25 protein-coding genes and 1 tRNA gene are annotated in these 25,557 nt (G+C 63.5%); 19 read left to right on the top strand and 7 right to left on the bottom strand.

Annotation, left to right across the window (positions count from 1 at the left end; all coding sequences use genetic code 11):
* Nucleotides 1-9: 9 nt before the first annotated feature.
* Nucleotides 10-702, bottom strand: a complete 693-nt coding sequence (gene ung, locus ACOZJV_RS13690; RefSeq protein ID WP_020300458.1) for a uracil-DNA glycosylase — start codon at nucleotides 700-702, stop codon at nucleotides 10-12.
* 133 nt (nucleotides 703-835) lie between these two features.
* On the opposite strand from ung, the gene ACOZJV_RS13695 reads away from it, so the two are divergent.
* A complete protein-coding gene (locus tag ACOZJV_RS13695; protein ID WP_020300457.1) occupies nucleotides 836-1,948 on the top strand; it encodes an enoyl-CoA hydratase/isomerase family protein in 1,113 nt (370 codons plus the stop codon).
* A gap of 62 nt (nucleotides 1,949-2,010) precedes the next feature.
* Here ACOZJV_RS13695 and ACOZJV_RS13700 read toward each other — a convergent pair whose 3' ends face one another.
* Complete coding sequence (locus tag ACOZJV_RS13700) at nucleotides 2,011-2,433, bottom strand: hypothetical protein (protein ID WP_421547858.1); 423 nt, start codon at nucleotides 2,431-2,433, stop codon at nucleotides 2,011-2,013.
* Between the two features lie 260 nt (nucleotides 2,434-2,693).
* Nucleotides 2,694-2,927: a hypothetical protein gene (locus ACOZJV_RS13705; protein WP_020300455.1), complete on the bottom strand. Its 234-nt coding sequence runs from the start codon at nucleotides 2,925-2,927 to the stop codon at nucleotides 2,694-2,696.
* Nucleotides 2,928-3,163: 236 nt separating this feature from the next.
* Here ACOZJV_RS13705 and ACOZJV_RS13710 point away from each other — a divergent pair, with 236 nt between their 5' ends.
* The 9 genes from ACOZJV_RS13710 (at nucleotide 3,164) to ACOZJV_RS13750 (ending at nucleotide 10,085) form a co-directional block, all read left to right on the top strand.
* Entirely contained in the window at nucleotides 3,164-4,651 is a 1,488-nt protein-coding gene (locus ACOZJV_RS13710) for a sensor domain-containing diguanylate cyclase (protein WP_421547859.1), read from the top strand.
* Entirely contained in the window at nucleotides 4,644-4,862 is a 219-nt protein-coding gene (locus ACOZJV_RS13715) for a cysteine-rich CWC family protein (RefSeq protein ID WP_020300453.1), read from the top strand. The genes ACOZJV_RS13710 and ACOZJV_RS13715 overlap by 8 nt, the downstream gene beginning before the upstream one ends.
* A gap of 32 nt (nucleotides 4,863-4,894) precedes the next feature.
* Nucleotides 4,895-5,587 carry a pseudouridine synthase gene (locus ACOZJV_RS13720; protein WP_421547860.1) on the top strand — a complete coding sequence of 231 codons (693 nt, stop codon included), beginning with the start codon at nucleotides 4,895-4,897 and terminating at the stop codon, nucleotides 5,585-5,587.
* Nucleotides 5,588-5,917: 330 nt separating this feature from the next.
* Nucleotides 5,918-6,802, top strand: coding sequence for an alpha/beta fold hydrolase (locus ACOZJV_RS13725; protein ID WP_078473168.1), 885 nt, complete (start codon nucleotides 5,918-5,920; stop codon nucleotides 6,800-6,802).
* 165 nt (nucleotides 6,803-6,967) lie between these two features.
* Nucleotides 6,968-7,041, top strand: a tRNA-Gly gene (locus tag ACOZJV_RS13730).
* Between the two features lie 495 nt (nucleotides 7,042-7,536).
* Entirely contained in the window at nucleotides 7,537-8,079 is a 543-nt protein-coding gene (locus ACOZJV_RS13735) for a hypothetical protein (RefSeq protein WP_421547861.1), read from the top strand.
* Nucleotides 8,080-8,394: 315 nt separating this feature from the next.
* Nucleotides 8,395-8,577 carry a type II toxin-antitoxin system HicA family toxin gene (locus ACOZJV_RS13740; RefSeq protein ID WP_078473166.1) on the top strand — a complete coding sequence of 61 codons (183 nt, stop codon included), beginning with the start codon at nucleotides 8,395-8,397 and terminating at the stop codon, nucleotides 8,575-8,577.
* 34 nt (nucleotides 8,578-8,611) lie between these two features.
* Nucleotides 8,612-9,019, top strand: a complete 408-nt coding sequence (locus ACOZJV_RS13745; protein ID WP_020300448.1) for a type II toxin-antitoxin system HicB family antitoxin — start codon at nucleotides 8,612-8,614, stop codon at nucleotides 9,017-9,019.
* A gap of 148 nt (nucleotides 9,020-9,167) precedes the next feature.
* Nucleotides 9,168-10,085 carry an SGNH/GDSL hydrolase family protein gene (locus ACOZJV_RS13750; protein ID WP_421547862.1) on the top strand — a complete coding sequence of 306 codons (918 nt, stop codon included), beginning with the start codon at nucleotides 9,168-9,170 and terminating at the stop codon, nucleotides 10,083-10,085.
* Nucleotides 10,086-10,103: 18 nt separating this feature from the next.
* Here ACOZJV_RS13750 and ACOZJV_RS13755 read toward each other — a convergent pair whose 3' ends face one another.
* Nucleotides 10,104-11,882 carry a sensor domain-containing phosphodiesterase gene (locus ACOZJV_RS13755; RefSeq protein ID WP_421547863.1) on the bottom strand — a complete coding sequence of 593 codons (1,779 nt, stop codon included), beginning with the start codon at nucleotides 11,880-11,882 and terminating at the stop codon, nucleotides 10,104-10,106.
* 491 nt (nucleotides 11,883-12,373) lie between these two features.
* Here ACOZJV_RS13755 and ACOZJV_RS13760 point away from each other — a divergent pair, with 491 nt between their 5' ends.
* Together ACOZJV_RS13760 and ACOZJV_RS13765 are read left to right on the top strand one after the other, a co-directional pair.
* On the top strand, nucleotides 12,374-13,912 hold the full coding sequence (locus tag ACOZJV_RS13760) for a DUF1800 domain-containing protein (RefSeq protein WP_421547864.1): 1,539 nt from the start codon (nucleotides 12,374-12,376) through the stop codon (nucleotides 13,910-13,912).
* Nucleotides 13,913-13,945: 33 nt separating this feature from the next.
* The gene (locus ACOZJV_RS13765; RefSeq protein WP_421547865.1) at nucleotides 13,946-15,142 is read left to right on the top strand and encodes a DUF1501 domain-containing protein; all 1,197 of its coding nucleotides are present in this window, start codon (nucleotides 13,946-13,948) and stop codon (nucleotides 15,140-15,142) included.
* 78 nt (nucleotides 15,143-15,220) lie between these two features.
* On the opposite strand, the gene ACOZJV_RS13770 is transcribed toward ACOZJV_RS13765, so the two are convergent.
* Nucleotides 15,221-15,562 (bottom strand): YXWGXW repeat-containing protein, encoded by a 342-nt coding sequence (locus tag ACOZJV_RS13770; protein WP_421547866.1) that lies wholly within the window; start codon nucleotides 15,560-15,562, stop codon nucleotides 15,221-15,223.
* A 457-nt stretch (nucleotides 15,563-16,019) separates the two neighbouring features.
* On the opposite strand from ACOZJV_RS13770, the gene ACOZJV_RS13775 reads away from it, so the two are divergent.
* Nucleotides 16,020-16,400, top strand: coding sequence for a hypothetical protein (locus ACOZJV_RS13775; protein ID WP_078473160.1), 381 nt, complete (start codon nucleotides 16,020-16,022; stop codon nucleotides 16,398-16,400).
* Between the two features lie 176 nt (nucleotides 16,401-16,576).
* Complete coding sequence (locus ACOZJV_RS13780) at nucleotides 16,577-18,745, top strand: TonB-dependent receptor (RefSeq protein WP_421547867.1); 2,169 nt, start codon at nucleotides 16,577-16,579, stop codon at nucleotides 18,743-18,745.
* 159 nt (nucleotides 18,746-18,904) lie between these two features.
* Here ACOZJV_RS13780 and ACOZJV_RS13785 read toward each other — a convergent pair whose 3' ends face one another.
* The gene (locus tag ACOZJV_RS13785; RefSeq protein WP_421547868.1) at nucleotides 18,905-19,918 is read right to left on the bottom strand and encodes an Ldh family oxidoreductase; all 1,014 of its coding nucleotides are present in this window, start codon (nucleotides 19,916-19,918) and stop codon (nucleotides 18,905-18,907) included.
* A gap of 299 nt (nucleotides 19,919-20,217) precedes the next feature.
* Here ACOZJV_RS13785 and ACOZJV_RS13790 point away from each other — a divergent pair, with 299 nt between their 5' ends.
* The 5 genes from ACOZJV_RS13790 (at nucleotide 20,218) to ACOZJV_RS13810 (ending at nucleotide 24,609) form a co-directional block, all read left to right on the top strand.
* Complete coding sequence (locus tag ACOZJV_RS13790; RefSeq protein WP_078473157.1) at nucleotides 20,218-21,150, top strand: 4-hydroxyproline epimerase; 933 nt, start codon at nucleotides 20,218-20,220, stop codon at nucleotides 21,148-21,150.
* Entirely contained in the window at nucleotides 21,147-22,268 is a 1,122-nt protein-coding gene (locus ACOZJV_RS13795; protein ID WP_078473156.1) for an NAD(P)/FAD-dependent oxidoreductase, read from the top strand. The genes ACOZJV_RS13790 and ACOZJV_RS13795 overlap by 4 nt, the downstream gene beginning before the upstream one ends.
* A complete protein-coding gene (locus ACOZJV_RS13800; protein ID WP_078473155.1) occupies nucleotides 22,265-22,498 on the top strand; it encodes a (2Fe-2S)-binding protein in 234 nt (77 codons plus the stop codon). Before ACOZJV_RS13795 ends, ACOZJV_RS13800 begins: the two co-directional genes overlap by 4 nt.
* Nucleotides 22,495-23,739: an FAD-dependent oxidoreductase gene (locus ACOZJV_RS13805; RefSeq protein WP_421547869.1), complete on the top strand. Its 1,245-nt coding sequence runs from the start codon at nucleotides 22,495-22,497 to the stop codon at nucleotides 23,737-23,739. Before ACOZJV_RS13800 ends, ACOZJV_RS13805 begins: the two co-directional genes overlap by 4 nt.
* Before the next feature lie 93 nt (nucleotides 23,740-23,832).
* The gene (locus ACOZJV_RS13810) at nucleotides 23,833-24,609 is read left to right on the top strand and encodes an AraC family transcriptional regulator (protein ID WP_078473153.1); all 777 of its coding nucleotides are present in this window, start codon (nucleotides 23,833-23,835) and stop codon (nucleotides 24,607-24,609) included.
* Nucleotides 24,610-24,630: 21 nt separating this feature from the next.
* Here ACOZJV_RS13810 and ACOZJV_RS13815 read toward each other — a convergent pair whose 3' ends face one another.
* Complete coding sequence (locus ACOZJV_RS13815; RefSeq protein ID WP_421547870.1) at nucleotides 24,631-25,404, bottom strand: GNAT family N-acetyltransferase; 774 nt, start codon at nucleotides 25,402-25,404, stop codon at nucleotides 24,631-24,633.
* Nucleotides 25,405-25,557: the final 153 nt, after the last annotated feature.

A 25,557-nucleotide genomic window follows, 5' to 3' on the forward strand; every position in this document is an offset into this window, starting at 1 on the left:
AACCCAGGCTTACAAGGGCGGCAGGCGCCACTCGATGGGGGTCTCGCCATTTTGCTCGAGGTATTTGTTGGTACGGCTGAAGTGCCCGCAACCGATAAACCCGCGATAGGCCGACAGCGGTGACGGGTGCACCGAGGTCAGCACCAGGTGCTTGGTGGCGTCGATCAGTTTCTGCTTGCCCTGGGCATGGGCGCCCCACAGCAGGAACACCAGGTGCGGCTGGTGCTCGCTGACCACTTCGATGATCCGATCGGTAAAGAACTGCCAGCCCTTGCCCGCATGGGCGTTGGCGTTGGCGCGCTCCACGGTCATGGTGGTGTTGAGCATCAGCACGCCCTGCTCGGCCCAGCTTTGTAGGTAGCCGTGGTTGGGAATGTCGATGTTCAGGTCGCGCTTGAGCTCTTTATAGATGTTCACCAGCGACGGCGGCGCGGGAATCCCCGGTTGCACCGAGAAGCACAGGCCGTGGGCCTGGCCCGGGCCGTGGTACGGGTCCTGGCCGAGGATCACCACCTTGACCTTGTCCAGCGGGGTGGAATTGAGCGCGTTGAAAATCATCGGGCCCGGCGGATAGATTTCCTTGCCGGCGGCGTGTTCCTGACGCAGGAACTCGCGCAGCTGGGCCATGTACGGCTGTTCGAATTCGGCACGCAGCGCCTCCTTCCAGCTCGGTTCGAGTTTGATACGGTCGTCGGAGGTCATGGGGGTACCCGCAGAAAAACAATGGGCGCACCCTAGGAAAGCCGTCCGGGCTTGTCAATTGGTCTGACGCAGAACCAGCACTTTCTCAGGACTGGGATCATACTCAACCTTCAATTTTCTGATCGAGGTCACGATGAATCTGCACTTCGAAGAGCTGACCGGCACCGATGGCGCGCGCATTGGCATCGCCAGCCTGGATGCCGAAAAGTCCCTGAATGCCCTGTCCCTGCCGATGATCCAGGCCTTGGGCGAACGCCTCGATGCCTGGGCCAAAGACCCGCAAATCGTCTGTGTGCTGCTGCGCGGCAACGGCGCCAAGGCGTTTTGCGCCGGCGGCGAAGTGCGCAGCCTGGCTCAGGCCTGCCTGGCGCACCCGGGCGAAGTCCCAGCCCTGGCCGGACAGTTTTTTGCCGAGGAATACCGCCTCGACTACCGCCTGCACACCTACCCCAAGCCGCTGATCTGCTGGGGCCATGGTTATGTGCTGGGCGGCGGCATGGGCCTGTTGCAGGGCGCAAGCATCCGCATTGTCACCCCGAGCAGCCGCCTGGCCATGCCGGAAATCAGCATCGGCCTGTACCCGGACGTGGGCGCCAGCTGGTTCCTCTCGCGGCTGCCAGGCAAGCTCGGCCTGTTTCTGGGTCTGACGGGTGCCCATATGAACGCCCGGGATGCCCTCGATCTTGACCTCGCCGACCGCTTCCTGCTGGACGAACAGCAAGAAGAACTGGTCGAAGGCCTGCTGCAATTGAACTGGCAGGAGCAGACGCCCATGCAGCTCAACAGCCTGCTCAAGGCCCTGCAACAGGAAGCCGTGGCCCAATTGCCCGAGGCCCAGTGGTTGCCGCGTCGGCCGCAGATCGACCAATGGCTGGATGTCAGCGATGTACGCTGCGCCTGGCGCGCCATCAGCCAACTGCGCGAGCACAGTGACAGCCTGTTCAGCCGCGCCGCCAAGACCCTGAGCGAGGGCTGCCCGCTGACTGCGCACCTGGTCTGGGAACAGATCCGGCGGGCGCGCCATCTGTCCCTGGCCCAGGTGTTTCAGATGGAGTACACCCTGAGCCTGAACTGCTGCCGGCACCCGGAGTTCAGCGAAGGGGTACGGGCACGGTTGATCGACAAGGACCAGAAGCCGCATTGGCATTGGCCGGACATCAATACGGTGCCCGATGCCGTGGTCGAGGCGCATTTTCACAAGGCCTGGGAGGGCCGGCACCCGCTGGCGGACCTGTCGGACTACTAACCCCGGCACGACCGGCAGGCAAAAAAAAGCGGCGCTCGATGCGCCGCTTTTTCATTGTCGGTTCAGCGGTTGTGGCCGCCTCGGCCGTTGTCGCCGCGATCATGGTTTCCACGGTCATGATCGCCACGCCCACCGCGGTTATCGCGCCCGCCATGGCCGCCGCCGTCTCCCCAGCTCTGACGGTTATGGCCGTCCCAGCCACCGTTCGGATAAGGCCGGTACGCCGCTCGTGGCGGGGCCTGGTAATAGCGTGGGGCCGGCTGGTAATAGCGCGGCGACGCCTGGTAGTACCTGGGCGCAGGTTGGTAGTAACGCGGCGCGGAATAGCTGCGGCCCGACGAGTAGTAGCCACCACCGGAGTAGTAGGCCGGCGCCGGCGTGCTGTAGACCTCGGAACTGTAGTAGCTGGAACCTCCGTCGTAATAGGGAACGCACGCAGAAAGAGTCAAACCCAGGAACGCAGTGAGTAGAAGTCGACGATACATGGCGGCCTCCTGGACCGCGAAAGAGCCATGCCAGCGACGCTGGCCGGCGGCAGTCAAATAATGTTCTGACTGACGAGGCATCTGACCGCGAAAACCGAATCTGGTGCGACACATGCAATACATTGATACAAGTCACCCAGGCGTTTCAGCGGAGCATAAAAAAAGCGGCGCCTGATAGCACAACGCCGCTACTTTCAAGGAGCAGTCTGATCGCGACCGGCGTCCATTCAGGCCATGACCGCACTGACGATTCTTGTGACCTAATGGTGCCCGCGGCGGTATCCGCCGTAATAGTGCGGGCCGTATCCCCCGTAGTAAGGGTGGTAATAACGTGGGCCGTAATAGCCGCCATAGTCATACGGGGAGTAACCGTAGTAATAAGGCGCCGGCACCCTGTACACGTCCGTACGGTAATAGCCCGGCCCGACGTAGTACGGCACGCACGCAGACAGGCTCGATCCGAGCACAATGGCAAACAGCATTCGACGCAACATGGCGGCCTCCTGGACCGCGGGAAGCCACACCAGCGACGCTGGGCGGCGTCAGTCGAAACGGCAGGGCTGACACTGTTTAAGACCGTAAAAATTCGACCCGGTGCCCAGTGGCCCCAGGTCTCCGACAAGTGGATTTGCGCTGCGCAAAAGGGCCTGGGGCCCGCCAATAAATGACGCAGTTATTTCCGGGCAGTGCCACTAGAATGCGTGCACCGGTCATCGCCAACGGAATCGTCATGCCGCTCCGCTCGCCGCTGTATTCACAACGCTCGTTGATCATCACGCTGATTGTCTTGCTCGGGTGCGGTTTCCTCGCCACATCCTTCTTGAGCTATTACGCCTCGCGCACCTCGATCCGCGACAACATCGTCAATACCGAGCTGCCGCTGACATCCGACACCGTGTACTCGGAGATTCAGAAAGACCTGGTACGGCCAATCCTGATTTCCTCGATGATGGCCCGCGACACCTTCATGCGGGACTGGGTGGTGGCCGGCGAACATGACCCGGGGCAGATGACCCGCTACCTCAACGAGGTCATGACCCACTACGGCGCCTACACCGCGTTCTTCGTGTCCAACAGCACCCTGACCTATTACCAGGCCAAGGGCGTGCTGAAGAAGATCAAGACCGACGAACCCCGCGACACCTGGTACTTTCGCGTGCGCGACATGACGACCCCGTACGAGATCAACGTCGACCCGGACCTGGCCAACCAGGACAGTCTGACCTTCTTCATCAATTACAAGGTCCACGACTACCAGGACAACTTCATCGGCGCGGCCGGCGTCGGCCTGACCGTCGACGCGGTGATCAAGCTCATCGACAAGTACCAGCAGCGCTATCAGCGCAGTGTGTATTTCGTCGACACCTTTGGCCGCATTGTCCTGACCGGGGCCGACGGCGGCCCTCAAGGGGCCCGGGCCGGGCAGTCGCTGCACGACCTGGAAAGCATGAAAGAACTGCAGGCCAAGCTGCCCAAACCCCACAGTGGCAGCTACGAATACCTGGCCCAGGGCCAGGGGCACTTTCTCAATGTGCGGTTTATTCCTGAGCTGAACTGGTACTTGTTCGTCGACAAGCGCGAGGACGGCGCCCTCAGCGAAATCCGCCAGTCGCTGTACCTCAACCTGCTGATCTGCCTGCTGGTGACCCTGGTGGTGGCGGCCCTGCTGAGCCGGGTCGTCGGTCGCTACCAGCGGCGGATCGAAACCCAGGCCACCCTCGACAGCCTGACCGGCCTGCCGAACCGGCGCGGCTTCGACCTGCTGGCGGCCCAGGCCATCCAGGAAGCCCAGCGCGAGCCCAAGCCGCTGAGCGCGCTGCTGCTGGACCTGGACCGCTTCAAGCACCTCAACGACAACTACGGGCACATGGCCGGCGATCAGGTCCTGCGCGGTTTCGCCCGGGACCTGGAGAGCTGCCTGCGTCAATCCGATATCATCTGCCGCTGGGGCGGCGAAGAGTTCATCGTGTTGCTCAAGGACACCGACAGCGAGACCGCCCTGAAAATCGCCGAGAAGATCCGCCTGCTGATCGAACAGCGGCGCTACACCTATGAACACCATGAGTTGCAGCTGACGGTCAGCATCGGCCTGACCACCCTGCACACCGACGACACACTGCATGGCCTGCTGTCGCGCGCCGACCAGGCGATGTACCGGGCCAAACACACTGGCCGCAACCGAACCTGCGTGGAAATGCCTGACCCCAACCATGAATAAACCAGAACTCTGCCCGGCCTGCGGCGCACGCAACGACTGCAGCCTGGCCGACCCACGCAGCGCGACCAAGGCCTGCTGGTGCTACGGCGTCAGCATCGACCCGGCGGTGCTCCAGGCCCTGCCGCCGGAGCTGCGCAATCTGTCCTGCCTGTGCCCGCGCTGTGCCCAGGTCGAAGCCCAGTTGCAAGCAGCCGCCCGGCCTATCGAGTAAAATGCCCGCCCCTTGCCGACCTGCACCTGTCCATGCGCCTTGATCGATTCCTCAGTAACCTGCCGCGCTTCAACCGCCAACAGGTACGCCTGCTGCTGGTGCAAAAACGCATCAGGATCGACGGGCTGACGATCAGCGATCCCCATGCACAGGTGCGAGAGTTCAGCCGCGTGGAACTGGATGACGAGTTGCTCCAGGCCGGGACCCCACCGCGCTATTTCATGCTGCACAAACCTGCGGGCTGCGTCAGTGCCACCCGCGATCCGGAGCACCGTACCGTGCTCGATCTGCTGGATGAACCGGACAAGGAACACCTGCACATCGCCGGGCGCCTGGACTACAACACCACGGGGTTGTTGCTGATCACCAACGACGGCAGCTGGTCCCGCCGCCTGACCCAGCCGCAGACCAAACTGCCAAAGGTCTATTACGTCGAGACCGAACAGGAACTCGGCCCCGAGTACATCAGCACCTTTGCCCAGGGCCTGTATTTCGCCTTCGAAGACCTCACCACCCAGCCCGCCGAATTGCTGATCCTCGGCCCGCGCCGTGCACGCCTGGCGATCGTCGAAGGGCGCTATCACCAGGTCAAGCGCATGTTCGGCCACTTCAACAACAAAGTCGTGCGCCTGCACCGCGAACGCATGGGGCCGCTGGTTCTGGACGACGCGCTTGCCCCCGGCCAGTACCGGGCGCTGACCGAGGCCGAAATCAACCAGGTCTGAGCACTGCTCCCGGGCCTGAATGACCATTGGGCAGAACGTGTCGAACAATTTACCGGCGGCACTTGCGGGTTCGTCCTCGGCCTGCTTGAATCAGACCGTCGGCCAAAATGTGACCGATGAGTCACCACCATACTTCTAAGAAACCTTTTGCCGGCAGTGAGCCCTCAGGCTCCGCCTTCCCACCGGCAGATGCCCGCCTATAACAACACCCGTCGACCTGCCTTACCGGATCGACATGGGCCCCCCAAGATTCCCAGGCGTATGCCTACCTGTCACAAATCACGTGCAAGCTCTATTGCGCGCATACCCGCTTGCCAGGAGTCTTATGACATGAGGCCAGAAATCGCTGTGCTGGATATACAGGGTCAGTATCGGGTTTACACGGAGTTCTATCGCGCAGACGCCGCAGAAAAGACCATCATTTTGGTCAACGGCTCGATGGCCACTACTGCGTCGTTTGCCCAGACGGTGAAAAACCTGCACCCGCAATTCAATGTGGTGCTCTACGACCAGCCCTATGCCGGTCGCTCCAAGGCCCACAACCGCCATGAAAAAATGCTCACCAAGGAAGCCGAAGGGCAGATCCTGCTGGAGCTGATCGACCACTTTGCCGCCGAGCACGTGATGTCCTTTTCCTGGGGTGGAGCCGCCACCCTGGTGGCCCTGGCGCACCGCCCACGGCGCATCGAAAAGGCCGTGATCAGTTCGTTCTCGCCGGTGATCAACGAACCGATGCGCGACTACCTCGAACGCGGTGTCGATTACCTCGGCAGCCGCGACGGTCATCGGGTCGGGCACCTGGTCAACGACACCATCGGCAAGCACCTGCCATCACTGTTCAAGCGCTTCAACTACCGGCACGTCAGCACCCTGGCCGAACACGAGTACGGGCAGATGCATTTTCATATCAGCCACGTGCTCAACAGCGATCGCCTGTGCTACCTCAAGGCGGCAAAAGCCATCGACGTGCCGGTGCTGTTCATGAACGGCGAGTGGGACGAGTACACCGCGGCCAGTGATGCCAAGCTCTTCGCCAACCACGTGCAGCACTCAAGCTTCAGCACCATCCAGGCCACCGGGCACTTCCTCGACATGGAGCATAAAGCTGCCTGCCGAGACAGCCGCCAGGCACTCATGGGCTTCCTCAAGCCTTCTCAGCACGAAAGCCGTGCGCGCTATCACTACGTACAGGACCACCATGCACTGGCGATCTGAAACAGCGTCATCGCAGGCAAGCCCCCACTCCTGAGCCGCTCACCGCCGCCCCAGGAGCCGGCTTGCCCGCGATAGACTGCTCGCTGGCATTTCACGCAAATGCACGTTCTGCAAAGAAAAACTTCAAATCCGTTGCCACATCTGGTAAAAAGTCAGCCGTTCCGAGCGGGTGTCGTATAATGGCATTACTCCAGCTTCCCAAGCTGATAACGAGGGTTCGATTCCCTTCACCCGCTCCACTTCTCTTCTAACTCGCTGCTCCCCTGAATCTGCCGGGTACAGAGCGAGACCGTCACGCAGCCCTGCTCAGGGTTCATCCACGTGACGCAACACAACCACCACTGCTTATCGAACGCGGCCTGAGTCTTTCGCCACTCAGTCGCAAGCCATGCACTGCGCGCTTAAAACGGCTCGGGGCATTTGAATTGCCACCCATGGATGTTCATATCCGTGATTGCTTCATCGGTGGTGGCAACGCTCGGGCTAGGGCGTTGGCGCGCCGTTTGCTGGCGACGCAGAGTATCGACCCAGAGGGCTGAACCCATCGCTTCAAGAAAACTGATTGCACGTGGAGGGCTGATGAACTGGGGGGTCTGGATCGACCCGCCAGATTTCGACCATTTTGTGCACCTGGATCGATTGCTGTCCTGCCATCCACGCGTTGTAATAGCGCTCGCCAAAACGGCCGAGCGATCACGCTAGCCGTCTGATTCCCCCCCACCTCAGGACACGCAATGAACACAGCTCGTCTTTCCATTCAAAACTACGTGCTGGCAAAGGATGGCAATCGTCCGTACCTGCTCAACTCGGCCTTTATGCCCCAGGCCGTACTGGACATGGTGGTGAAAACAGGTTCGATTTCATTCCCGCCCCATGTCGAAGGCCTGGAGGGCATTGCCGAGGTGCTGGTCAGTCGCTTCGGCCAGACGTTCGAAAACGTCTACACCTTCTGCCTGGGCCGCCCGCCCCAGGCCGATGCCGAGACCTTCGACTGCACCTGGCTGGTGGGCATGTCCGACAAGAGCACCGGGCAGGTGCGGGTTGGCTGCGGCCTGTATCAGTGGCGCTTCCACGGGCAATCGAAACGCGTCGAGCAGTTGACCATCACCATCGAACACATGGAAACCCTGCCCGCCAGCGACCTGCCGGCCGTGATGGATTGGTTGTCGGACCTCAACTACCCCTGGAGCAACCCGGAAGAACTGGCGCGCTCCGCCCCCAGCCTCGATGCGCTGAAGCCGGTGCTCCGGTACGTACTGGATGGCGAGGCCAGCTGATAACAGCGCCCGCCATCGGTCTTGAGTCAGCCAGCACCGCGCAGTGAAAAACGCGGCCCTGGCTGATTTGCCCCAACTCCCCGCCTCCTCCAGCGGCTGCACCTGACCCGGTCGGCCGCTTCGCGCCTTGAGCCGCCGTGACCCACGCCCCTGTCCATGGCGCCCGCCATGAAGGATTCGGCAATACAGCCAGCAGCCGTCCCCGCCGGAAGTTGCCTACCCTTGAACTGCCCGCTGCAAGGCGCAGTAGTTATGGTGTTAATCATTAATATTTTGTGGGTACAGTAACCACCACTCACACCACAAGGAGGTGCTGTGAACAGTCGGTATCTGATCGGTCAGATCGTTGCGGATGGCGGGTACCTGGTGCGTATTCGAGGCAGCCACCATCACTTCAGGCACCCGAGCAAACCCGGGGTGGTGACGATCCCTCATCCGAAAAAGGACCTGCTGAAAAAGACCGCCATCAGTATTTTGAAACAGGCGCTGCTGATGTGATTCCAGCCAGCAACGCCTAGGGAGGACCTGACTCATGCTGTACCCGATTGCGATTTCCAGCGGTGATGAGCAACACGCCTGGGGCGTGGAAGTACCGGATATTCCCGGCTGTTTTTCGGCCGGCGATGACCTGGACGATGCCATGGCCATGGCCCGCGAAGCCATCGAAGGCCACTTCGAGATCCTCGCCGAAACCGGCGCCGCCATACCGGTGGCGAACAAGGTCACCCTGCATGCCAGCAACCCGCAGTACGCCGGTTGTACCTGGGCGCTGATCGATATCGATGTACACAAATACCTGGGCAAGGCCCAGAAGCTCAACATCACCCTGCCCGGCTACCTGCTGAACCGCATCGACGACTATGTATTGCATCACCCCGAGGAAAAAAGCCGCTCGGGGTTCCTGGCTTCTGCCGCGCTCAAGGTGTTGCAGCAGGCTTGAGCACTCGGCACGCCGGCGGACCGCCACCGGACCGTGTCGCCGGTGGATACCTCCCGGCGAGCACAACTACGCCCAGGTCGTAACCAGCGCAGGGGCGGGGGCAGAACCTTCTACGATAAAACCTCGCCTCCTACCGTAGACCTCGCCCATGCGCCCTTCCCTGCTCGCCCCCTTGCTTGTCCTCTCGCTGGCCGCCGGCAGTTGCCTGGCCAGCCCCCGGTTCGATCACCTCTACGCCTTCGGTGACAGCTATTCCGATAACGGTGCCAGCGACCAACTGACCCGGGAGATGCTGGCGCAGCAAGTCAAGGACGCCCAGCGCCTGCCCGGTGATCTGTACTGGAAGGCGCGCTGGAGCAATGGCCCGACCGCTGTGGAAGTGCTGGCCCAGGAGCTTGATCTGGCCCTGAGTGACTTCGCCGTCGGCGGCGCAAAAAGTGGCCACAACAACTACTACGCCTGGATGACGCCCTACCGCGACACCGGTGTTTCCGGGCAGATCGATGCCTACCTGACCAGCGCCCAGGGCGGCAAGGCTGATCCCCAGGCGCTGTACTTCATCTTTATTTCCGCCAACGACTTCTTCGAATACGCCGACTTCGCCCACAAGGAACCTGTCGCCGATCTGGCCGCCAGCAGCATCGACAATATCCGCAGTGCCGTCGGCCGCTTGGCCAAGGCCGGGGCCAGGCATTTTCTGGTGGTGGGCAGCACCGACCTGAGCCATGGCCCGGCGGTGGTCGCTGGCGGCCAGGCCGAGCAGGCCCGAACCTATCAGCAGCTGTTGCAACAACAATTGCCCGGCCGGCTGGTTGCCGATGGCAAGCAATGGGGAGTCGATATCACCTACTTCGACCACATCGCCTTCAGCGACCGGTTACGCCGCAATGCGGCGGCAGAAGGCCTGAGCCAGCTCGATCAACCGTGCCAGCCGACCTACCCGCAAGTGCAAACCGCATGCAGCCGGCCAGATGCCTATTTCTATTGGGATGAATGGCACCCGACCCGCAAGGTCCATGCCCTGGCCGGTAAGGCCATGGCCAAGGCGCTGGGCCAGGCCCAATAAGCGCCCCGGCAGCAGCCCTTAAAAGCCCCGGCCCAGGGGGAAACGATCAGCCCCGCTCCAGGCCAGGAACCGCTCCTGTTGCATCGGCCGGGCGAGAAAATAGCCCTGGGCCTCGTCGCAGCCAAATGAGCGCAACATCTGCAGGCATTTGAAGCTTTCGATGCCTTCGGCCACGGTGCGGTAACCCAGTTCGCGGGCCAGGCTGATCACCGAACGGGTGATTTTCTGGTGCTGCGCGTTGCTTTCGATGTCGGTGACCATGGACTTGTCGAGCTTCACCACATTGGCCGGGATCTGATGCAAATAGGCGAAGTTGCTGTAACCGGAGCCGAAGTCATCGATGGCCACGTCCATGCCCAACTCACGAATCTTGGTCAGTTGCGCCAGCACCCGCGGGTTGGAGCGCAGCCAGGCGCCTTCGGTGATTTCCACCTCAAGCCGCTGCGGGTCGATGCCGTGGCGTTCGCAGGCATGCCTGAGGACTTCGGCGATGTCCTGGTCTTCAAAGTCCTTGGGCGACAGGTTGATCGACAGCTTGCTGACCTGGGTCAGGCTCCAGCACTGCAACTTGCTCAACACCGCATCGATCACCCAATGGGTGACGCGGTGGATCAGCGCGTTGCGCTCCATCACCGGAATGAACTCGGCCGGCGAGATCAGGCCGAGGCGCGGATGCTCCCAGCGGATCAGCGCCTCGGCACTGACCTGCGCCCCATCAGGCAGGGCAAAGCGCGGCTGGAACATCAGGTAGATCTGGCCCGTTTCCAGGGCTTCGTTGATGTCCGACGCCAGGTTGAATGCCCGGCGATACGCCTGGTCGCGCACCACATCGTAGTGGGCCCAGCACGTGCGGCGCATGTTCGCCAGTTCCAGGGCGAACATGGCCTTGCGCAACGCATCCTGGACCGATGGCGAGTCGATGCCGAACTCCACCGTACCGGCACAGACGCCTGGCACGATCGGCAGATCCAGCTTCGGCGGCCGTCGCCGCAGGCGGCTGACCAGGGCATCGAGAAACTGATCAAGGCTCGCTGTACCCGCTGGCAGCAGGAAACCGAAGCGCTTGACCGACACGTGATAAATCCGCACGTGGCGCCCCAGGTAATTCTGCAACTGCTGCGCCACGAAACGAACGATGGTCTCGAACGGCGACATGCCCATCGCCAGGGTCAACTCGTGGGCCAGGGCCATGTCCACCGCATCGATCAGCACCAGCACGCGTTTTTCGCCGGGATGCTGCTCGACCAGGTCCAGCAGGTCACTATGGAACTGCTCGCGATTGGGCAGGCCGGTCACCGGGTCAAGGCGGCGCAGGCGCTGGCGCAGCTCGATCTGCTCCATCACCATCGAGGCCAGGTCACGCAGTTGCTGACGCTCGGCAGCGTTGAGCTGCTGTGGCGACTTGTCGATCACGCATAAACTGCCAATCGCATGCCCCGAGGACGTCAGCAACGGCGCGCCGGCATAGAAGCGAATGCCCGGCTCCTCGGTAACCAGCGGGTTATTGAAAAAACGCACATCGCGGTAGGCGTTCTCCACCTCGAACACCTCCCGCGCATTCACCGTGTAAGCGCAGAACGACTGTTCGATCGGGGTCTCATCGACCGTGAACCCCACCCGTGACTTGAACCACTGCCGGTCACGGTCCACCAGGGTAATCAGGGCCATGGGCACCTTGAAATACTCGGCGGCCATACGGCAGATCCGATCAAAATTCTCGCAACGGGCAGTGTCCAGCAATTCCAGAGCATAGAGAGCAGCCAGCCGCTGCTCCTCGGCCAGAGCCTTATCGGGCATACAAGCGCTTGGACAGGGATAAGCGGATTTTCACGACAAAAACCTATCTCGCAGGGGTGCCAGGTTGGCACTGGGAAAGGGGAGCAATAGTGTTGCGGTAATGGCATTGCGATACTAGCCGACAGGATGCCGCAGTCACCTAAGCTTGCCAATTCCGTCCGTCGGACCGACGGTCTTTTTCCGCCCCTGGGGCACAGGCCTGAAACACAGGTTCCAGACCCTTCGCCAGAGCCCGGGCCGGCTGAAAAATCCTTGGCGCAACACCGTCAAAACCGGCAACGCCTTGAAAACCGTGCCTTGCATCAAACAAGCCGTATTTCAATCTGGCGCCTGACGCTTATGGAGCAACCAATCACTCGCCTTGCCGAGGCGTTACTCAAGCCCCGGTACGCACGTAAATAAATAGTCGATCTTCAGCAACGCGTCAGCCCGGGAGGTAGACACTGAACGGGCGGGTGTCGATGTCTTCTCCAGCCTGGGAACGGCCTACTATGCATGTGCCATTACTGATCAAGCAGGCCCTGAGCCGGACGGCCTGCCTGCTGCTGATACTCCCCACCCTGGCCCTGGCCAGCCAGCCCGCGGCCCTGAGCGCGGACGATATTGCCTGGCTGCGGCGCGACGGTTTCGACCTCGACGCCGCCAACCTCAAACGCTTGCACAGCCTCGGGCGCCAGGGCCTGCTGGAGGCCCAGTTGGCCGACCGGATCAACGACCCGCTGCCGGCCCCGATCAATGATCTGCTGCGCAGCTACCCGGCGTTGACCACCCCGGCGGCGGAGCTGTTGCAAAACTACATGGAGCGTCAGGAGCAGCTCAAGGCCCTGCCCGATGGCGACGCCAAAATCGCAGCCCGGAAGGCCGACCAGCAGCAGGCCAATGCCCTGGCCGAGCAGGCGCGCGCTGGCGTGCTGCTGCACGCGATCTATGGCCCCAACCAGCTCAAGGAGCAGTTGGTGGTGTTCTGGCTCAACCACTTCAGCGTCTTCCAGGGCAAGGGCCAGGTGCGGATCCTCAGTGCCGATTACGTCGAAAACGCCATTCGCCCCCACGCCCTGGGGCGCTTCCAGGACCTGCTGCTGGCCACCCTGAAAAGCCCGGCCATGCTGCAATACCTCGACAACGCACAAAACGCCAAGGGCAAGGTCAATGAAAACTACGCCCGCGAACTGATGGAGCTGCACACCCTGGGCGTCGGCGCCGGCTACAGCCAGCAGGACGTCCAGCAACTGGCGCTGATTCTTACCGGTGCCGGCCTGACTCCGCTGGACGGTCGGCCGCAAAATTTTCCGCCACGGCTGCAAGCGCTGCTGGTGCAACAAGGCCTGTTTCAATTCAACCCGCGACGCCATGACTTCAGCGACAAGCTGCTGCTGGGACAGCCGATCAAGGGCCGCGGTTTCGACGAGATTACCCAGGCCGTGGAACTGATCACACGCCAGCCTGCCTGCGCGCGTTTTATCTCCCAGCGCCTGGCCGAATACTTCGTCGCCGACAGCCCACCGCCCGCGTTGGTGGCACGCATGGCCAAGACCTTTGAAGACAGCGACGGCGATATCGCCCAGGTAATGCGCAGCCTGTTTCAGGCCCCCGAACTGCTGCACAGCGCCGGTGGCAAGTTCAAGGATCCGCAGCAATTCGTGATCTCCGCCGTACGCCTGGCCTACGACGGCAAACCTCTGGCCAATGCCCGGCCTTTGATCAACTGGCTCAACCAGTTGGGCCAACCGCTGTTCGGGCGGGTCACGCCCGATGGCTGGCCCCTGGTTGCCAGCGCCTGGTCGAGTTCCGGGCAGATGTCCAAGCGCTTCGAGATCGCCCGCGCCATCGGTCGAGGCGACAACAAGTTGTTCACCGCCGAAGGCAGCACAGTCGCCGGGCCCGGTTTCCCGCTGATCACCACCCCGTTGTTCTACGAGGCGATGGCGCCGCGCCTTTCCCGGGCAACCCGCGATGCCCTGGACAAGGCCGTCTCGCCGCAGGAATGGAACACCTTCCTGCTGTCCTCGCCCGACTTCAACAATCGTTGACTGCCAGCCGATCAGACCTGATCAGGAGCCGCCATGAACCGTCGAGAATTGCTGCTGGCCGCTATCGCCAGCGCCACCCTGCCAAGCCTGTCGTTTTCCGCCCGATTATTTGCCGCTCCCGCCAGCACGCCACGCCTGCTGGTGGTGTTTCTCCGGGGTGGCTACGACTGCAACAACCTGCTGGTGCCTTACGCCAGCGACTTTTATTACGAGTCTCGGCCCAGCCTGGCGATTGCCCGCCCGGACCCCGCCAACCCCGACAGCGCCATTGCCCTGGACGGCCACTGGGGCCTGAACCCGGTGCTGCGCGACTCGCTCTACCCACTGTGGCAACGCAAGCAATTGGCCTTCGTGCCCTTTGCCGGCACCGACGATCTGTCCCGCAGCCATTTCGAAACCCAGGACAACATCGAATCCGGCGAACCGACCCGGCAACGCGGGGGCTACGACTCGGGTTTTCTCGGCCGCCTGGCACGACTGATGCCGGACAGCGCGCCCATCGCCTTCACCGATGCAATGCCCCTGAGTTTCCAGGGCGCCAGGGACATTCCCAACCTGTCGCTGCGCGGCGTGTCGAAGCCGGCCTTTGACGATCGCCAGGCGGCGATTCTTTCGGCCATGTACAAAGACACGCCTTATGCCGCTTCGGCCGCCGATGGCCTGGAACTGAGGCAGAAAGTCTCCCGGGAGTTGCAGGCCGAGATGCTCGCGGCCAATCGCGGCGCGGCCAATGCCCAGGACTTCGCCACCCAGACCCGGCGCATGGCCAGCCTGATGCGCGATCAATACCGATTGGGTTTCGTCGATGTCGGCGGCTGGGACACCCACGTTAACCAGGGCAGTACCCGGGGGCCGCTGGCCAGCAACCTGGCCAACCTCGGCCAGGGCCTGGCAGCTTTTGCCGACGCCCTCGGACCGCACTGGCAGCAGACCACGGTGGTGGTGGTTTCCGAGTTTGGGCGGACCTTCCGCGAAAACGGCGCCAAGGGCACTGATCACGGGCACGGCACGGTGTACTGGGTGCTCGGCGGGCATGTGCGTGGTGGGCGGATCGCCGGTGAGCAAGTCGCGGTCAACCCGCAAAGCCTTCTGCAAAACCGCGATTACCCAGCGCTCAACAACTACCGCGACCTGCTCGGCGGCGTGCTGGCGGGGACTTGGGGGCTGTCTGCGGCCCAGGTGCAAACGGTATTCCCGGGAGCCCGGCCCAACGCCCTGCAACTGGTCTGAGGCGAGCCTGTCGCCCGGTGCGCAGGCACAAAAAAAGCGATCCCGGGATCGCCTTTTTTGCTCACGCCCAACCTGGGCTCAGTTGACCCAGACCCCGACCCGCAGATGCCAGCCATCGTTGCGCTGTTCCCAATGCGGGTGCACATAGCGATAGCCGGCGCGTACCGGTTCCCAGTGACCATGCACGGCGACGTAGCGCCGACCGTCCCAATGCCAGTAGCCGCGCGACCAGACGTAACCCGGGCGGCCCATGGGTTCGACCTCGACGATGCGCTCCGGCGGCGGCTGTGGCGCCACCACTTCGACGTACTGGGTCGGCGGCGGACGCTCGACCACCCGCCGCTCATGCACCACCCGTTCCTGGACACACCCGGAGGCCATCACGACCACCGCCAGCAAAGCTGCGTAACGTAACACCATGCTGCCTCCTCGGCGCCAATGGCCAAGACTTCTGTGTAACAACGCCCCCTTGTTTCCACCCTGCTCCTGCCGGGTATAAATCTTGTAACAGCTGCGAACTGTCTGATTGCTGAACCTGATGCCGACAGACACCCCGGCCGCTGAAAGTGAGGCGCACGGGCAGGTGCATCCGATCAGCGGCCAAACAACCCCGCGCAGACACTTGGTAACGAACTCGCCGCTTCCAGCCATTTAAAATTGGCATAATTTTTGCTATGGTCCGCCATCGCAATTCAGCCACGGCGCGCTCGCCCGAGAGAACGCCCTTCCAGGTGTGGCCAGCTTGATGCCCCACCTGATACCGCTGCCTGATTGAGTGCCTCTCCCTGCCAACCGCTCGACCCAACATCGACGAGGCAGGGGTACAAACCGGGTGGGCCCTCCCAGGCAGGAGCACTGATGAGGTGATCCGATCAATATGAGCAGTACCGCACACATCTATAGCGCTGGATGGATCCTGGTGTTTCTGGCGGGGTTCCTGTCCCTGGCCATTCAGGTTTACCTGGCCTGCTTCAAGCTCGACGAAATGCTCGCCCACCTCAGCCGCTGCCGCGCGGTGCTGGTGCGCAAACCACTTCTGGGCAACGACCCCCTCAGCCGTTATTTCATGCTGACCTGCATTGGCAGCCTGTTCGCCCTGCCCCACACCTTCCTGCGCAATGGCGGCCTCAACGTCAAGGACTACAAGCGCTTCCCGCTGGGGCTCAAGTACCTGATCACCAGCTTTCAACTGCTGGCCGTGATCGCCGGCCTGACCTGGCTGGCTCTGTGGCGCATGGGCCATTACCTGGTGCCCTGATCCCCCACCAAAGGCACGTTGATGGACCTGGATCGAGCGCCAGCCACGCGCCACTGGTTGGCCAAGAGTGCGCAGAATCATTTACAGATTCATGGCTGGCACTGATCAGATTCGTCTGATTGTTTGGCCCCTAAATGCAGATGAGAATCGCTTCCAAATAAATGGAGGCACTTTGAATGTCCAAGCAAACCCGCTCGCAAACCTGGCGCCTGTGGTCCACCTCGTTGGGGCTGATGGCCGCCAGCCAGGTCGGTGTCGCAGCCGAAGCCAACGAATCGATCTCAGGCAAGAAACGCTCCTCGCCGGCACTGACCCTGGAGGCGACCGATGTGGTCGGCGAGCACCGTGAAGGCTACAAGCGCGATAGCGCCAGCTCGCCGAAATTCACCGCGCCACTGCGTGAGACCCCCAGGTCGATCACCATCATTACCGAAAGCCTGATGCAGGACCGTGCCGTGACCTCCCTGGCCGACGCCCTGCGCACCACACCGGGCATTACCTTCGGCGCCGGCGAGGGCGGTACACCACTGGGGGACCGCCCCTTCATTCGAGGTTATGAGGCCAGCACCGACATCATGATCGACGGCATTCGTGACGTCGGCCGCATGACCCACGAAGTCTTCAATATCGAGCAGGTCGAGATCCTCAAGGGCCCGGGCTCGGCCTACTCCGGACGCGGCTCGACCGGCGGCAGCATCAACCTGGTAAGCAAGGCTGCCCAACAGGAAGACTTCATCGCCGGCAGCCTCAAGCTCGGCACCGACCAACTGCGCCGCAGCACCCTCGACATCAACCAATACCTGCCTGAGCAGAACATGGCGCTGCGCCTGAACGCGATGAAGCACGAAGCCGACACCCCGGGCCGCGACCATGTCGAAGTCAGCCGCTGGGGCATCGCCCCTACCTTCTCCTTCGGCCTCAATACCGACACCCGCGGCACCCTCAGCTACTACCACATGCAGAGCGATGACATGCCCGACCTGGGCCACCCGTTTTCGCCAAGCCGCAACAAGCCGGCCAAGGTCGACCGCGACAACTTCTACGGTTTCACCGGCCGCGATTTCCGCAAGACCTCAAGCGACCAGGCCAGCCTGCAACTGGAGCACGATTTCAACGAACACCTGACCCTGCGCAACACCACCCGTGGCGGGCGCGGCATGCAGGACTACATCATGACCCGGCCCTTTATCGACACCCCGGCCCAGGAACAAAGCAACCAGGTGATGCTCGCCTCCCGCGCGCGCAATGTGGTCAACACCTCACTGATCAACCAGACCGATGTCTTCGGCAAGTTCCAGACCGGTGCCATCGGCCATAGCTACAGCGCCGGGGTCGAGTTCTCCCGCGAGCGTATCGACAACAAGGCGCGCTATGGCTCGGTGCGCAACCCGGACAAAGGCAACCTTGCAGACCCCGACACGCATGCCCGCTATACCCCGGTGCCGGCCGGCGACGGCAGCCATACGGTGGTCAAGCACAACAACCGCGCACTCTATGCCATGGACACCCTGGCCCTGCACGAGCAGTGGGACCTGAACCTGGGGCTGCGCTACGACAACTACCACGCGCGTAATGCCACACAGAGCAACCGCGCCAACCTGTGGAGTTATCAGGCCGGCCTGGTGTTCAAGCCAGTGCACTACGCCAGCATCTACCTGAGCTACGGCACCTCGTTCAACCCGTCCGGGGAAACCGCCGGGCAATCTGGCGGTGCCGACGGTCCTGCCGGGGGTGGCTTGAAAGCCCAGAACCTGGATCCGGAAAAAAGCCGCAGCCTGGAACTGGGAACCAAGTGGGACCTGCTCGACGAAAAACTGTCGCTGACCGCCGCCGTGTTCAAGACCGAGAAAACCAACGCCCGCTCCTACGACCCAGTCACCGGTGAAGTGGCCCTGACCGGCAATAACGAGGTGCAAGGCTTTGAAGTCGGCGCTACCGGGCACCTGAGCGAACGCTGGGAAGTGATGGCCGGCTACACCTACCTCGACGCAAAAACCACCCGATACGCTGATTCCACGGCGAACTTCGACGGCAACCGCTCCAAGTTCATCGCCCCCAACAGCGCCAGCCTGTGGAGTACCTACATGCTCACCGAGCGCTGGAAGGTCGGCGGCGGCGCCACCTACATGGACAAACGTTATGTGGACGACGCCAACCTCAAGAGCCTGGATGCCTACTGGCGTTACGACGCCATGGTCGCGTACCGGGTGAACAAAAACCTCGACCTGCAATTCAACGTGCTGAACCTGACCGACGAAACCCTCTACGACGCCTCCCACGTCGGCATCTTCGCCACCGTGGCACCCGGTCGTTCGGCGGAAATGACCGCTAACCTGCGGTTCTGAAACCCCACTGTTGCCTCGCAACCTGTAGCCGCTGCCTCAGGTTCGGGCGGCGTTCGGACGCGGGCCCTAAGCAGCGATACAGAGCTCCCGGACTAGCGGCGCCTGTTAGGGGCAGCGCAGCCTCTCGGTGCTCGGCAGCGGCTACGGGCGATCTTTGCGCTACCCCAGCAACGCCTGAATATCCCGATACAACGCCTGCGGAATCTGCACCCCGTGTCGCTCGCTTCGCTTCCGCGCCTCGAAGCGCCGTTGCGAAGGCAGGCGCGCGCCTTGCCCGGTGATCGCCTGGAACAACCCTTCGGCACGGGCCAGGCCCTGCTCGTAATCCGCCCCCAGAAACACCTTGGGATCGAACGCCAGGATCAACTCGCCATGGCAAGGCGCAGCGCCGACGCCTTCGTCGAACGCCATGGACTCGGCGCTGGTGAGGTCGCCGATCAGTGCCCCGGCCAACAACTCGATCATCGCTGCCAAGGCTGAGCCCTTGTGCCCGCCGAAAGTCTGCATGGCACCCTGCAACGCAGCCTTGGCATCAGTGGTGGGCTGGCCCTGGGCGTCTATGGCCCAGTGCTCGGGGATGGGCTTGCCCTGGCGGGCGTGGAGTTCGATATCACCGCGGGCGATGGCGCTGGTGGCAAAGTCGAACACAAACGGATGGCCGCCCGGTCGCGGCCAGGCGAAGGCCAGGGGGTTGGTGCCGAACACCGGCTGCTTGCCGCCCGCCGGGGCCACCCAACTGTGGCTGGGGTTCATCGCCAGACCCACGAGCCCGGTGGCGGCAACGGCCTCGACTTCTGGCCACAAGGCCGAAAAGTGAAAACAGCGCTTGATCACCATCGCCGCAATGCCCTGGCTGCGGGCCTTTTCGGCCAGCAAGGGCAGGCCGGTCTTGAAACTCAGCAGCGAATAGCCGTAATGCGCATCCACCTCCAGCACCCCGGCGCTGATGTGGCGCACGCTGGGTTCGGCCTGGGGGTCGACCTTGCCTTCGCGCACCGAACGCACGCAGCCGAGCAAGCGATAGACGCCATGGGAGTGGCACTCATCGCGCTGGCCCTGGGTCACCACCTCGGCAATCGCCTGCGCGTGGGCCTCCGACAGCCCGTGGCGGGCCAGCACCTGCAGCGACAGGGCGTGGACTTGATCCAATGACAAGGTGACGTGTTCAGACATGGCAGGGCCTCATGACCTGGGAACGGTGGTCCCGGCCTAGGGACCAGGGCGCCGTGATGAGCGGGGCTCGCGTGAGCCGGCGAATGCAGCAAAAGACACAGGGTCGCCGTTTCCCCCAGAACGGGCTTGAGCCTTTTCGCCCCTATCAGTGACGAAATCAGCACAGACCCTGGCTCGATGGGGAGGTGTCGGCCCGAGCCTGAAACTATGCCGATTTCGTCATCAACAGCGATGAAAACCCACAAGCGACCACACCCGATCGCGGCTCACTCTGTAGGCCTTTCTTGCCAGGTGATGCCATGAAACGAATTACCGTCATCGATTCACACACAGGGGGCGAACCCACTCGCCTGGTTATCGACGGCTTTCCCGAACTGGGCAATGGCTCGATGGCCGAACGCCTGGCGCTGTTGCAACGCGAGCACGACCACTGGCGCACCGCCTGCGCCCTGGAACCTCGGGGCAGCGACGTGCTGGTGGGCGCGCTGCTGTGCGAGCCGCAGGCGGCCGACGCCTGTGCCGGGGTGATCTTCTTCAATAACAGCGGTTACCTGGGCATGTGCGGCCACGGCACCATCGGCCTGGTGCGCTCGCTGCATCACCTGGGGCGCATCGAACCTGGCGTGCACCGCATCGAAACCCCGGTGGGCACCGTCGAGGCCACGCTGCACGACGACCTCTCGGTCAGCGTGCGCAACGTCCCCGCCTACCGCCATCGCCAGGCTGTGGCGCTGGACGTGCCCGGGCACGGGCGGATCCATGGCGATATCGCCTGGGGCGGCAACTGGTTCTTCCTGATCAGCGACCATGGCCAGCGCATTGCCCTGGATAACGTCGAAGCCCTGACCCAGTACACCTGGGCCGTGCGCGAAGCCCTGGAGGCAGCCGGAATCCGTGGCGCCAATGACGGGCTGATCGACCATATCGAACTGTTCGCCGACGACCCCGATGCCGACAGCCGCAACTTTGTGCTGTGCCCCGGCAAGGCCTATGACCGCTCGCCCTGCGGCACCGGCACCAGCGCCAAGCTGGCGTGCCTGGCGGCCGACGGCAAACTCGCCCCCGGCGCTACCTGGCGCCAGGCCAGCGTGATCGGCAGCCAGTTCAGCGCCCACTATGAGCAGGCCGGCGAACAGATCATCCCGACCATTCGCGGCACCGCCCATATCAGTGCCGAAGCCACCCTGCTGATCCAGGCCGACGATCCCTTCGGCTGGGGCATCCTGCCGTGACCCAAGCGGCCCAGGCCGATGTGATCGTGATCGGCGCCGGGATCATCGGCGCCGCCTGTGCCCATGAATTTTCCCGGCGCGGCCTGCGGGTGCAGGTGCTGGACAACGCCAGCGGTGGCGCCACCGGCGCCGGCATGGGCCACCTGGTGGCGATGGACGACAACGCCGCCGAACTGGCCCTCAGTCATTACTCCATAGGCCTCTGGAGCCAACTGCGCGAGCACCTGCCGGCCGCCTGCGCCTATCGCAATTGCGGCACCCTGTGGCTGGCTGCCGATACCGGGGAAATGGACCTCGCGCGCAGCAAGCAACGAACCCTGGCCGAACATGGGGTGGCCGGCGAACTGCTCGGTGCAGACCAATTGGCTGAACTCGAACCCATGCTCCGCAAGGGGCTGGGCGGCGCCTTGAAGATTCCCGGCGACGGCATCCTCTACGCACCGGCCACCGCCAGCTGGCTGCTGCACAACCACCCAAGCATCAGTCGCCAGGTCGCCACGGTGACAGCGGTCGCGGCCAATCGGGTCGAGCTCGACGATGGCCGCGTGCTGCACGCGGAATACGTGGTGCTGGCCAACGGCTTTGCCGCCCGGCAACTGCTGCCCGAATTGCCCCTGCGGCCGAAAAAGGGCCACCTGCTGATCACCGATCGCTACCCCAGCCAGGTCACGCACCAATTGGTGGAACTGGGCTATGCCGCCAGCGCCCACGCCAGCGACGGCACCTCGGTGGCGTTCAACGTGCAGCCGCGCCCCACCGGGCAATTGCTGATCGGTTCGTCGCGCCAGTTCGACACCCTGGACCCGGCTGTCGAACCGGCGGTACTCGCGCCCATGCTGCAACGGGCGGTGGATTACCTGCCGGCGCTGGCCGAACTCAACGGCATTCGCGCCTGGACCGGCTTTCGCGCCGCCAGCCCCGACGGCTTGCCGCTGCTGGGCCAGCACCCCAGACAAGCAGGCCTGTGGCTGGCCCTCGGGCATGAAGGCCTGGGCGTGACCACCGCCCCCGGCAGCGCGCGCGTGCTGGCAGCGCTGATGCTCGGCGAGACATCGCCCATCGACCCTCGTCCCTATTTGCCCGAACGCTTCGGCGTACTGACCGGAGACCCGCGATGATCATCTACCTCGAGCATCAGGCCCTCACCGTGCGCGATGGCCTGACCGTCGCCGCGGCCCTGGCCCACAGCGGCGATGAGCGCACTCGCCGCTCATGCAGCGGTGCCCCGCGCGCGCCGTTCTGCGGCATGGGCATTTGCCAGGAATGCCGTATGACCATCGACGGCCGGCGCCAACTCGCGTGCCAGACCCTGTGCCGCGAAGGCATGCACGTGGAGCGCAGCCTATGACCGAACAACGACTGGACTGCGACATCCTGATCGTCGGCAGCGGCCCGGCCGGTCTCGCCGCCGCCCAGGCCGCCAGCCGCAGTGGCGCCTCGCTGGTGGTGATCGACGACAATCCGCGCCCCGGTGGGCAGATCTGGCGCAACGGCCCGGACACCCGGCTCGATCCGGCCGTGCGCGAGCGCTTCAAGGTGCTGGACTCGCCGCAACTGCGCTACCTCAGCGGCACCCGCATCATCGGCGCCGCCGGCCCTCAGGCGCTGCTGCTGGAGGATGCCGAACACGCCTGGATCATCGATTACCGACAACTGATTCTGTGCTGCGGCGCCCGTGAGTTGCTGCTGCCCTTCCCCGGCTGGACCCTGCCCGGGGTCACGGGGGCCGGGGCCTTGCAGGCGCTGCTGAAAAACGGCCTGCCGCTGCGCGGTGAGCGCGTGGTGGTGGCGGGCAGCGGCCCGCTGCTGCTGGCCAGCGCCGCCAGTGCGCGTCAGGCCGGCGCCCGGGTGATCCGGGTCCTGGAACAGGCGCCAAGCGCTGCGTTGGCCGGCTTTGCCACGGGCCTGTGGCGCTGGCCGAGCAAAATCCGCCAGGCCCTGACCCTGGCCACCCCGGCCTATCGCAGCAATGCCCATGTAATGGAAGCCCTGGGCGAGCAACGGCTGGAAGCGGTGCGCATCCGCCAGGGCGAGCGCACCCTTGAACTGCCCTGCGAGCGTCTGGCCTGCGGCTTTGGCCTGGTGCCCAACACCCTGCTCGCCAGCCACCTGGGCTGCCAGTTACACGAACACGCCATCGCTGTCGACCACCAGCAACGCACCAATGTCTCCGGGGTCCTGGCGGCGGGTGAATGCACCGGGGTCGGCGGCAGCGAGCTGGCGCTGATCGAAGGCGAAATCGCCGGGCTGGTCGCCAGCGGCCAGGACGCCGCCGCGGCGGCGCTGAGTCAGCGGCGCCAGCATTGGCAGGCGTTTGCCGATCAGGTTCGCAGCACCTTCACCTTGCGGCCGGAGGTGCTGCAACTGGCGCGCCCGGATACCCTGCTGTGTCGCTGCGAAGACGTGGCCTTTTCCGCCATTGCCGAGCAACCCGGCTGGACCGCCGCCAAGCTGCAATCGCGATGCGGCATGGGGGCCTGCCAGGGCCGGGTCTGCGCCACGGCGGCGCAAGCCCTGTTCGGCTGGGACCCGCCCCGACCACGCACGCCCCTGGTGCCGGCGCGCATCGGGACTCTGCTCAAGCGCTAGCCGAGCGGCATGCGGGTCGCCGCCCTTGCCACAGCCCGGTGCCTCGCCATAATGAGCAGCGGCTGACAGCCAGGTCATTCAAGGAACGGCAGCATGATCGAACCCGCCACCCTGCACCGGCTGCCCGCAGCCCTGGCGCGCCAGCGCCCCGAAGACATCGAGAGCCTGCTGGGCAGCATGGCGCTGATTGCACCACTGCTCGACACCATTGCCAACGCGGTGTTTTTCATCAAGGACCTGCAGGCCCGCTACCTGATCGCCAACCTGACCCTGGCCCAGCGCTGCGGCTTCAAGAACATCGAGCCGCTGCTGGGCAAGACGTCCGCCGAGGTATTCCCGGCGGTGCTCGGCCCGGTCTATACCGAGCAGGACCAACGGGTGCTGCGCCACGGCATCAGCATCAAGGGCCAACTGGAACTGCACCTGTACGGCAGCCGCGAACCCGGCTGGTGCCTGACCCATAAATTGCCCCTGCACGGGCGCGCGGGGCAGATCATCGGCATGGCCGGCATCTCCCTCGACCTGCAGGCGGCCCACGATACCCACCCGGCCTATGAACGCCTGGCGGCAGTGGACCGCTATATCCGCGAACACTACAGCGAAGCGATCCGCCTCGAGCAATTGACCGAAATTGCCGACCTGTCGATTGCCCAGCTGGAACGCTACTGCAAGCGCATCTTCCACCTCACGCCACGGCAGATGATTCACAAGGCACGCCTGGAACACGCCTCGCGCCTGCTGCTGGGCGAGTTGCCCATTACCGAGGTGGCGCTGCAATGCGGCTACACCGACCACAGCGCATTCAGCCGCCAGTTCAAGGCCCTGACCGGCATCAGCCCAAGGCAATTTCGCCACAACGCCACACGCTAGCCAGCGGGCCCGGGTGATCTGTCACTCGCGGCAAAAGGTGGTGTATTCAAACAGGGTGGCAAAGCCCGCCCGACGGTAGATCGACAAACCGTCGATCGAAGCCTCAAGCACACAACGCTGCGCGCCCTCGACCTTGGCATACGCCAGGGCGTGCTGGATCAATGCACTGGCATAACCCCGATGCTGGTACTCGCGTTGGGTGCCGATGTCATCGAGCCGGGCCACCCCAGGCCCCAGGGACAAGGTCAGCGAACACACCGGCAATTGCTCGACATACAGGCTGAAATGGCGCAACGAGCGCCCCGCCGCCAGCGCCGCCCGATGCCGTGCCAGGTATTGGCCAATGCCCTCCTCGCCCGACTCGAAAGCACTCGCCACCGGCCGCGACCAGTCATCCAGGTGCTGGTCGGTGCAACGGATATCGACCTGGCCGGGGGCCGCCCCCGCCGCCTGCCAGGTTGTGAGGTCCAGGTGCATGCAGGTGGTCTGGTCGTTCGCCAGCAGCTGCTGTTGCTGCAACTGCTCATGCACCTGCGCCACCAGCGTGTCACGCACCACCACGCAGAACGGCATCTGCGTGCGTTGCAGAAAGTCGATGCCCTGGGCCAGCTGCGACGCCAGCTCGGGGTCGGCCTGCTTCACCAGCAGCAGGTTCAGGCTGCTGGCCTCGACCCCGGTGCAGTAAGCGCTGAGGCTGCTGCCGAACTGTCGATACAACTGGGAAATGGCGACGAAGAAATCATCCTCCGCCTGGTGATAAAGCTCGATAACCGAAGTATCCGCGCTGGACCTCATGCCTGCCTCCCTGAAACCGTCGCCCCATCATCGGCGCGACAGGCCACACGGTAAGCCCGCAGCCAGGGCGATTCCAGCCTTGCCCTGTTTTATTGTGCGAAGAAGTATTTTCATCTGTAAGCGCAGTTCAACTGCTGAACCCCAGAGTTGCCA

It is taken from the genome of Pseudomonas sp. QD4, assembly GCF_049199125.1.
GTDB lineage: Bacteria > Pseudomonadota > Gammaproteobacteria > Pseudomonadales > Pseudomonadaceae > Aquipseudomonas.

What these genes read in the sequence shown, in the direction of transcription:
- ung (WP_020300458.1), bottom strand. Translation starts at nt 702, where the DNA reads ATGACCTCCGACGACCGTATCAAACTCGAACCGAGCTGGAAGGAGGCG.
- ACOZJV_RS13695 (WP_020300457.1), top strand. Translation starts at nt 836, where the DNA reads ATGAATCTGCACTTCGAAGAGCTGACCGGCACCGATGGCGCGCGCATT.
- ACOZJV_RS13700 (WP_421547858.1), bottom strand. Translation starts at nt 2,433, where the DNA reads ATGTATCGTCGACTTCTACTCACTGCGTTCCTGGGTTTGACTCTTTCT.
- ACOZJV_RS13705 (WP_020300455.1), bottom strand. Translation starts at nt 2,927, where the DNA reads ATGTTGCGTCGAATGCTGTTTGCCATTGTGCTCGGATCGAGCCTGTCT.
- ACOZJV_RS13710 (WP_421547859.1), top strand. Translation starts at nt 3,164, where the DNA reads ATGCCGCTCCGCTCGCCGCTGTATTCACAACGCTCGTTGATCATCACG.
- ACOZJV_RS13715 (WP_020300453.1), top strand. Translation starts at nt 4,644, where the DNA reads ATGAATAAACCAGAACTCTGCCCGGCCTGCGGCGCACGCAACGACTGC.
- ACOZJV_RS13720 (WP_421547860.1), top strand. Translation starts at nt 4,895, where the DNA reads ATGCGCCTTGATCGATTCCTCAGTAACCTGCCGCGCTTCAACCGCCAA.
- ACOZJV_RS13725 (WP_078473168.1), top strand. Translation starts at nt 5,918, where the DNA reads ATGAGGCCAGAAATCGCTGTGCTGGATATACAGGGTCAGTATCGGGTT.
- ACOZJV_RS13735 (WP_421547861.1), top strand. Translation starts at nt 7,537, where the DNA reads ATGAACACAGCTCGTCTTTCCATTCAAAACTACGTGCTGGCAAAGGAT.
- ACOZJV_RS13745 (WP_020300448.1), top strand. Translation starts at nt 8,612, where the DNA reads ATGCTGTACCCGATTGCGATTTCCAGCGGTGATGAGCAACACGCCTGG.
- ACOZJV_RS13750 (WP_421547862.1), top strand. Translation starts at nt 9,168, where the DNA reads ATGCGCCCTTCCCTGCTCGCCCCCTTGCTTGTCCTCTCGCTGGCCGCC.
- ACOZJV_RS13755 (WP_421547863.1), bottom strand. Translation starts at nt 11,882, where the DNA reads ATGCCCGATAAGGCTCTGGCCGAGGAGCAGCGGCTGGCTGCTCTCTAT.
- ACOZJV_RS13760 (WP_421547864.1), top strand. Translation starts at nt 12,374, where the DNA reads ATGCATGTGCCATTACTGATCAAGCAGGCCCTGAGCCGGACGGCCTGC.
- ACOZJV_RS13765 (WP_421547865.1), top strand. Translation starts at nt 13,946, where the DNA reads ATGAACCGTCGAGAATTGCTGCTGGCCGCTATCGCCAGCGCCACCCTG.
- ACOZJV_RS13770 (WP_421547866.1), bottom strand. Translation starts at nt 15,562, where the DNA reads ATGGTGTTACGTTACGCAGCTTTGCTGGCGGTGGTCGTGATGGCCTCC.
- ACOZJV_RS13775 (WP_078473160.1), top strand. Translation starts at nt 16,020, where the DNA reads ATGAGCAGTACCGCACACATCTATAGCGCTGGATGGATCCTGGTGTTT.
- ACOZJV_RS13780 (WP_421547867.1), top strand. Translation starts at nt 16,577, where the DNA reads ATGTCCAAGCAAACCCGCTCGCAAACCTGGCGCCTGTGGTCCACCTCG.
- ACOZJV_RS13785 (WP_421547868.1), bottom strand. Translation starts at nt 19,918, where the DNA reads ATGTCTGAACACGTCACCTTGTCATTGGATCAAGTCCACGCCCTGTCG.
- ACOZJV_RS13790 (WP_078473157.1), top strand. Translation starts at nt 20,218, where the DNA reads ATGAAACGAATTACCGTCATCGATTCACACACAGGGGGCGAACCCACT.
- ACOZJV_RS13800 (WP_078473155.1), top strand. Translation starts at nt 22,265, where the DNA reads ATGATCATCTACCTCGAGCATCAGGCCCTCACCGTGCGCGATGGCCTG.
- ACOZJV_RS13805 (WP_421547869.1), top strand. Translation starts at nt 22,495, where the DNA reads ATGACCGAACAACGACTGGACTGCGACATCCTGATCGTCGGCAGCGGC.
- ACOZJV_RS13810 (WP_078473153.1), top strand. Translation starts at nt 23,833, where the DNA reads ATGATCGAACCCGCCACCCTGCACCGGCTGCCCGCAGCCCTGGCGCGC.
- ACOZJV_RS13815 (WP_421547870.1), bottom strand. Translation starts at nt 25,404, where the DNA reads ATGAGGTCCAGCGCGGATACTTCGGTTATCGAGCTTTATCACCAGGCG.